General features: G+C 34.0%; 8 protein-coding genes. 2 read left to right on the top strand and 6 right to left on the bottom strand.

Going from position 1 to position 6,938, the window contains the following annotated elements:
* Positions 1–155 precede the first annotated feature (155 nt).
* From ACP6PK_RS10995 to ACP6PK_RS10985, 3 genes are all read right to left on the bottom strand, one after another.
* Entirely contained in the window at positions 156–857 is a 702-nt protein-coding gene (locus tag ACP6PK_RS10995; protein WP_426559637.1) for a DUF1963 domain-containing protein, read from the bottom strand.
* Between the two features lie 115 nt (positions 858–972).
* A complete protein-coding gene (locus ACP6PK_RS10990; RefSeq protein WP_426559636.1) occupies positions 973–1,674 on the bottom strand; it encodes a DUF1963 domain-containing protein in 702 nt (233 codons plus the stop codon).
* Between the two features lie 200 nt (positions 1,675–1,874).
* Entirely contained in the window at positions 1,875–2,888 is a 1,014-nt protein-coding gene (locus tag ACP6PK_RS10985) for an ABC transporter ATP-binding protein (protein WP_426559635.1), read from the bottom strand.
* A gap of 459 nt (positions 2,889–3,347) precedes the next feature.
* On the opposite strand from ACP6PK_RS10985, the gene ACP6PK_RS10980 reads away from it, so the two are divergent.
* Together ACP6PK_RS10980 and ACP6PK_RS10975 are read left to right on the top strand one after the other, a co-directional pair.
* Entirely contained in the window at positions 3,348–4,151 is an 804-nt protein-coding gene (locus tag ACP6PK_RS10980) for a calcium-binding protein (RefSeq protein WP_426559634.1), read from the top strand.
* Positions 4,152–4,227: 76 nt separating this feature from the next.
* Positions 4,228–4,410: a DUF4351 domain-containing protein gene (locus ACP6PK_RS10975; protein ID WP_426559633.1), complete on the top strand. Its 183-nt coding sequence runs from the start codon at positions 4,228–4,230 to the stop codon at positions 4,408–4,410.
* A gap of 539 nt (positions 4,411–4,949) precedes the next feature.
* Here ACP6PK_RS10975 and ACP6PK_RS10970 read toward each other — a convergent pair.
* From ACP6PK_RS10970 to ACP6PK_RS10960, 3 genes are all read right to left on the bottom strand, one after another.
* Positions 4,950–5,354 (bottom strand): hypothetical protein, encoded by a 405-nt coding sequence (locus ACP6PK_RS10970; protein ID WP_426559632.1) that lies wholly within the window; start codon positions 5,352–5,354, stop codon positions 4,950–4,952.
* Positions 5,355–5,363: 9 nt separating this feature from the next.
* Complete coding sequence (locus ACP6PK_RS10965; protein ID WP_426559631.1) at positions 5,364–5,768, bottom strand: hypothetical protein; 405 nt, start codon at positions 5,766–5,768, stop codon at positions 5,364–5,366.
* Positions 5,769–6,141: 373 nt separating this feature from the next.
* Entirely contained in the window at positions 6,142–6,714 is a 573-nt protein-coding gene (locus ACP6PK_RS10960; RefSeq protein WP_426559630.1) for a hypothetical protein, read from the bottom strand.
* Between the last annotated feature and the right edge of the window lie 224 nt (positions 6,715–6,938).

Here is a 6,938-nt window from a genome sequence, read left to right as displayed (position 1 = left end):
TTTGGAGGTTAATATGATTATGTTTGGGCATTTAATATAAACCCGGTTTCTGCGCTTTTTGTAATTATTGGGTTATAAGAAATCGGGTTTGTTGGAGGTTAATATGATTATGTTTGGGCATTTAATATAAACCGGGTTTCTGCGCCTTTTGTATATTAACCACAAGCCCAAGCAAATGCTACTATATTTTTATGATCTTTGCATTGAGTAATATAACCACAACCAGCATCCCCAAACATAAAAGGTAAATTATCCTCAGAATCAACCTGAAAAACTAATCTCATTGTTTCACCACAAATCGGACAATTAGGATATTCTATTCCCTGAATCCATAAAGGCCAGCCAGCTAATTTATCTCCTTCAATTGGGAAATTATCTTCATATAATTCATCATTTAATTCTATACCAAATTCTGATGCTTCTTCAGAGTTAGGATAATCTTCTAATTGTTGCCAATCAACGATTAATTTAGGTGGAAAAAAATCTTGAGTTTTGGGAATTTCTACATCTTGTGCTTCTCCTTCTGGCTGAATAATTCTGAGAAAATGAACATCTGAAAATGCCTCCCATCCTTCATAATCTACATCACATAAAGTATCTATATTGGTACAATAAAACATTTGTAAAATACCACTACCAAATTCATTTTGTAATGCTTCTGGTAATTGATTTAGGTTTAGCTGAAGAAAGAATTGTAAAGGTTCCTGACAGCAAGGACATTTCGGCCATTTTTCATGTTTTCCCAACCAAGGTTTACCAGCAAATTTAGAAGCAGTTAAAGCACCATCACCGTCAGTAGTTATAGGTTTCCAAGCTGTACGTTTATAGGGTTGAATTTCTGGAGGAATATTAGTCATTTCAGTTATCAGTTTTGCAGTGCAGGGATCTTGGCAGCCAGTAATGTACCTGAGTGAGATAAAATTCTTTATTAATTATAATAAATGCTATAATTATTGAGTGTTCAATGGTCTATCATAAAAAATTCCAATGAAATGCTACTTGATTTTTATGATGTTTGCATTGAGTAATATAACCACAACCAGCATCCCCAAACATAAAAGGTAAATTATCCTCAGAATCAACCTGAAAAACTAATCTCATTGTTTCACCACAAATCGGACAATTAGGATATTCTATTCCCTGAATCCATAAAGGCCAGCCAGCTAATTTATCTCCTTCAATTGGGAAATTATCTTCATATAATTCATCATTTAATTCTATACCAAATTCTGATGCTTCTTCAGAGTTAGGATAATCTTCTAATTGTTGCCAATCAACGATTAATTTAGGTGGAAAAAAATCTTGAGTTTTGGGAATTTCTACATCTTGTGCTTCTCCTTCTGGCTGAATAATTCTGAGAAAATGAACATCTGAAAATGCCTCCCATCCTTCATAATCTACATCACATAAAGTATCTATATTGGTACAATAAAACATTTGTAAAATACCACTACCAAATTCATTTTGTAATGCTTCTGGTAATTGATTTAGGTTTAGCTGAACAAATAAATCTAAAGGATTCTGACAAATGCGACATTTCGGCCATTGTTCATCCTTTGCTAGCCATGGTTTACCAGCAAATTTAGAAGCAGTTAAAGCACCATCACCGTCAGTAGTTATGGGTTTCCAAGCTTGACGTTTATAGGATTGAATTTCTGGAGGAATATTAGTCATCGTATTTTATAAAAGAAAGAAATTGATTAGACAACAAAAATTCAATAGATAGCTGAACTGAAAATAAAATAAATGATAATATAGCAAAAAAACTGTAGGGGTTTGGTTTCCAAATCCCATTTACGCTTGGGTTTGGAGACCAAACCCCTACGATAAAATATTACAACATAAATGATGTAAGGGCGAATGGCTATTCGCCCCTACTGACTTCTGACTTCAACCTTCCCTGACTGAAAAACTCTACCAATAACTTCCTCAATAGGAGGGTCAGTCACCGTCAAATCTTGTACTTCTAATTCTGCCAATATTCGCGCTACAGTCTCAGTTAATTTTTCGCGACGCACCAACAAACGTACTGCCTGACCTTCCAATGTTTCCACCTCCCCATAATTAGATAAAAGTTGCCGAAAATTATCTACATCTGGAGGAACAGCATTAGCTAATTCTATCTGCACCTCTCGATAAGGAGCAAAGCGATCGAGTAAACCATCTAAACTGCCATCATAAATTAATTCACCTTGATATATTAACAACACCCGCTTACACAAAGCAGTAATATCTGCCATATAATGACTCGTTAACAACACAGTTGCTTGATAACGTTGATTATATTCCCGCAAAAATTCCCGCACTGCTGCTTGAGCGTTGACATCTAAACCTAAAGTTGGTTCATCCAAAAACAAAACTTGCGGTCGATGCAATAACGCAGCCATCAACTCCGCTTTCATCCGTTCCCCCAGAGATAATTTTCTGACTGGTTGCTTCAACTTCCCTTCTAGCGACAACATCTCTGTTAACTCCATCAACCGTCTGTGATACTCTTTGTCAGAAACATCATAAACAGCAGCATTAATTTTCAGGGAGTCTAACACAGGTAAATCCCATATTAACTGTTGTTTTTGCCCCATGACTAAAGTAATTTGCTGTAAAAATTCTCTCTTGCGGTCAAAGGGTATATTATCTGCAACCTTAATTACTCCATTAGACGGATGAATTAAACCTGTCAGCATTTTCAGAGTAGTAGTTTTACCAGCACCGTTAGGTCCAAGAAATCCTACTATTTCCCCTGGATCTATTTGAAAAGAAATATTTTCAACTGCTTTGACATATTGGTATTGGCGACGGATAAAATGACGCAATGTTCCTTTAATTCCAGGTTCTTTTATAGCTACTGGATAGACTTTGCTTAAATTTTTAGTGAGTATAATAGACATGAGTTTGACATACTCCCGACGTTACGCGCTCCGCGACAACGCGGGATTCTTCAGCCTGGGAAACCCTGACCACTGTTTTAACAGAGGTGATGTCCTCCCCCTGTGTTTGCAGATTAGATTATAATAAAATACTTCCTGCTTGTCAAGGGGAGCAGAGGGTTTAGCTTATGGAGGTATCCGACTGTTGACCCTGGCTTTCCTATGGGACGCTCCTTTTCAAGAGAGCGCGGGACTTCCCGCCAGGGAAGTTAAATATTGTTAGTTATATCAAATCCGCTTGCTTTAGATAGTAAGGGGGGGGTCATCAGTATTGGCAAAAACTCCAAGTTTGGTAGGGGTTTGTTCACCAAACCTCTACGGTATTGAATTTTACTGATACTACTGGATTTGATATTACACCTCAAATTCCATAGAAATGGATAGACAAAAAAACTTAGCATATTAGGAGACTTATGAATTATGGTACTTACCCCAGATTTTTCAGAACCCCTTGCTCGTTTATTAGGAACAGATGGTGATGATAATGAGACTATTACGGTACAACAAGCTAATGATTTTCCTGGAGGAATATTAGCTCTTAGTGGCGATGATACCATGAATGGTTCATCTGGGAATGACTTAATATTTGGAGGTAGAGGAGAAGACGATCTGTTAGGGAATGATGGTAATGATAGTTTGTTTGGTGAGAGAGATACAGATTTTCTTGATGGTGGTTTAGGTGATGATATATTGCGTGGGGGTAAAGATACCGATCTATTAGTTGGTGGTGAGGGTAATGATACTCTTATTGGTGATGCTGGTGTTGGTATTTATCGGGGTGGTTTGGGAAGTGATGTATATGTTTTCAGAACTGACTTAGCAGGAATAGAAGAAGATTTAAGTGCTATTAGTTCTATATTTCCACTAATTCCTAATAGTGTTGAATTACCTAATGCAATTATTACTGATTTTGACTCTGCTGAAGATATTATTGGATTAACAGGAGGGTTGACAAAAGCTGATTTAATCTTTGAAGATTTTAATAGTTTTGATGAGTTTGGTATTAATGCAAATCTAATTTTACCATTCTTAGATGATGAACTTGACCTGTTAGCTAAGGGAGGTATTTCAGTGCAGGATTTAGACCCGAATAATGATGGTATTTTAGAAGGTACTGCTATGAGAATTGCTGGCACAAACCAATTATTAGGATATGTGTTGAACACAGCATCTTCAGAAATTGCTGCCTTGCCAGAATCACAGTTTATTAGTGTTAATTTTTAAGAGATTAATAGGGTGTATTTATGCACCCTGAATCTATGTATTTATATTGATAAGTTGACCGATAAGACTAGCCTTTGTGCTGGAGGCGATCGCTCTAATAATTCGGTTACTTAAAAAGCGTTTTGGTGAAGTTTCAGAAAATCTTAAAAATCAGTTGTCAGATTTTTCTTTAGCAGAGTTGGAAAATTTGAGCGAGGATATTTTTGATTTTACTACTTTCGAGGATTTATCAAATTGCTTGACAAAGAAGCAAGGTTGAAAATTAATAATTAATAATTAGGGGTAAGCATTCAGCCGTCAGCCGTCAGCTATCAGCTATTGGTTTTAGTTGACAAGAAAAGCTTTATTAATTGTCTTACTACAAAAGCTGTTTCTCTTGCTCTTAAGGTCTATTTTAATTGAAAAACTGTCCTTAAAGAGAGCTGATGGCTGACAGCTAATAGCTGTTTGCGCAGCATTCCGCAGGAAATGCTTACAATTAGGGTTGGCTGAAAAAGTCTTTTTTCGGCAGTAGGTGAGTAGGGGAGTAATTTTTTTTGCCCAACTATGTATGCGCCAAAAATGCACTCCTTTTTGAACAACAAGAGCTGAAAACCAAGGTATTTCAGACCTAAAAAGCCTAAAACCTTTATCGGTAAATGCTTTGATATTTAATCAGCAAGCCTTAATTAATAATTGCCTCTCCTATAATAGAAGGATTGACTAAAATAATTTTTGTCTTTTTTCTCCATGAATGAAGAGGTTTTATACCTAAATTTTTCGGTAATTATCCTAACTCCTAAGTTCTCAACCCTACCTTTATGACTCTTTGATTTTCTTATCTAAGAATTCATTAATATCATTTACATATTCATGATATTCTGGCATTTTAGTAAATTTTTTAAGTAATACTTGATGTGTTTTTTTCAGTTGCTCATCATACTCATATTTTCCAATCCAGACCTCTTTAGTGCCATTTTCTAAGATACCGATAACAACATGATTTTTTTGAGTTCTCATAGTTAAATATTTTGCCATTATAAGAGCATCTATTTCTTCATCTATATGATAGGTATCTGCCTTTGAATAACGCAATCCTTTTTCACTAAATCCGTTAAATCCTTCTATTCCCTTTAGGAAATAGGTAATGTCATCATCCCAAATATTATTCGTATCAAAGCTGTCAAGATTACCAACTTTTAAGATACAGTAAAAAGGCTCCATTTCTGAAATTCATGAATCTTGGAAACCTTCTTTTAGTTCTGTTGATACATCTTCATTATTAGATTTACAATATTCATCAAATGTTGGTATTTTCCAAAATTTATCAAATATTTTCTCTTCTAATTTTTGACAATTTTCATCATAATTAAAACTAATAGCAGGTAGATTTTTAGCTCTATCCATTCTATTTATATCATCAATTTTAATTACAGCATGACACTCCTTAGTATTAAGAGTTAAATATTCAGCTAAATTCAATGCTTTATGGTGTTCAAATTTACCTGCATTAGAAATAAAATCAGACCAGGATATAGAATTGCTTTCTACAAATCTAGATAAGAATTTTATGTGCTGATAAAATGGTTTTACATCAATAAAAAATGGTTTGATTTGCAGGCTAATATATAATGCCATCTCATCAAAAGATAGCTTGATTTGCAGAGGAATTATTTCCCAATCTTTCGGTAAACTAATAAGTACAAATTATTCTTTTGTAGCTGGCAATTCTGAAAAAAATTTACCTGACTTACTTTTCTTTTTCTTAGAACCAGAATTAGATACAGCAAAACCTTTAGGCATTATTTTATTCTCCTTAATTTATCTATTATTCAAGATTTTATCATATATATACATACAGCACTTTCCTATTTATTGATAACTGAATTGACCTTAAATATAGAAATGGTGAGTTACATTTCATTTTTCCTGACGGAATGCTCCGCAAACATGTCCCGCAGGGAAACGCACCCTACTGGACTGACTTTAAAGATACAGTAAAAGGCTCCACTTATGAATCTTGGAAACCTTCTTTGAGTTCTGTTGATACATCTTCAATATGAGATTTAAAATATTCATCAAATGTTGGCATTTTTCCAAATTTATCCAATATTTCTTTTTCTAATATTTTATAACTTTCATCGTAAGTCAAACTAATAGCAGGTAGATATTTAGCTGTATTTATTTTATTTATCTCACCAATTTTTATTACAGCATGAGACTTTTGAGTTTTAATTGTTAAATATTTAGCTAAAAGCAATGTTTTAAATTGATCGTCAAATTTATCTGCATCAGAAATAAAATTTGACCAGGATATAGAATTTGTTTCAACAAATTTAGAAAGGAATTTTACTTCCCGATAAAATGGTTTGACATCAATAAAATATGGTTTAATCTTAACCATGCTATATAATGCAATTTCATCAAAAGATATGTCTATTTCCAGAGGAACTATTTCCAAATTTGTCGGCAAATTAATAATCACAAAGAGTTCTTTGACTGCTGGTAATTCTGAAAAAAATTTACCTGACTTACTTTTCTTTTTCTTAGAACCAGAATTAGATACACCAAAACCTTTAGACATTATTTTATTCTCCTTAATATATCTATTATTTAAAATTTTATTATATACAACAGTTTCCTATTTACTGATAACTGATAACTGAATTGATAGGACTTACGCAGAGACGCTATATATAGCGCTCAAAACTATTACGGAATAGTTTTTTGACTCTATACATAGTACCTTTGCGGGTAGTCCTGCATGGTAATGGTGAGGATATATATTTTTTAATTTCTCCCCATCTC

This window comes from Dapis hubbardiae BLCC-M172 (assembly GCF_050016015.1).
Lineage (GTDB): Bacteria > Cyanobacteriota > Cyanobacteriia > Cyanobacteriales > Microcoleaceae > Trichodesmium.
The sequence above is the reverse complement of the archived record's forward strand: the minus strand, read 5'-3'. Positions and strand labels throughout refer to the sequence as shown.

What these genes read in the sequence shown, in the direction of transcription:
- ACP6PK_RS10970 (WP_426559632.1), bottom strand. Translation starts at nt 5,354, where the DNA reads ATGGAGCCTTTTTACTGTATCTTAAAAGTTGGTAATCTTGACAGCTTT.
- ACP6PK_RS10965 (WP_426559631.1), bottom strand. Translation starts at nt 5,768, where the DNA reads ATGGCATTATATATTAGCCTGCAAATCAAACCATTTTTTATTGATGTA.
- ACP6PK_RS10990 (WP_426559636.1), bottom strand. Translation starts at nt 1,674, where the DNA reads ATGACTAATATTCCTCCAGAAATTCAATCCTATAAACGTCAAGCTTGG.
- ACP6PK_RS10995 (WP_426559637.1), bottom strand. Translation starts at nt 857, where the DNA reads ATGACTAATATTCCTCCAGAAATTCAACCCTATAAACGTACAGCTTGG.
- ACP6PK_RS10960 (WP_426559630.1), bottom strand. Translation starts at nt 6,714, where the DNA reads ATGTCTAAAGGTTTTGGTGTATCTAATTCTGGTTCTAAGAAAAAGAAA.
- ACP6PK_RS10980 (WP_426559634.1), top strand. Translation starts at nt 3,348, where the DNA reads ATGGTACTTACCCCAGATTTTTCAGAACCCCTTGCTCGTTTATTAGGA.
- ACP6PK_RS10985 (WP_426559635.1), bottom strand. Translation starts at nt 2,888, where the DNA reads ATGTCTATTATACTCACTAAAAATTTAAGCAAAGTCTATCCAGTAGCT.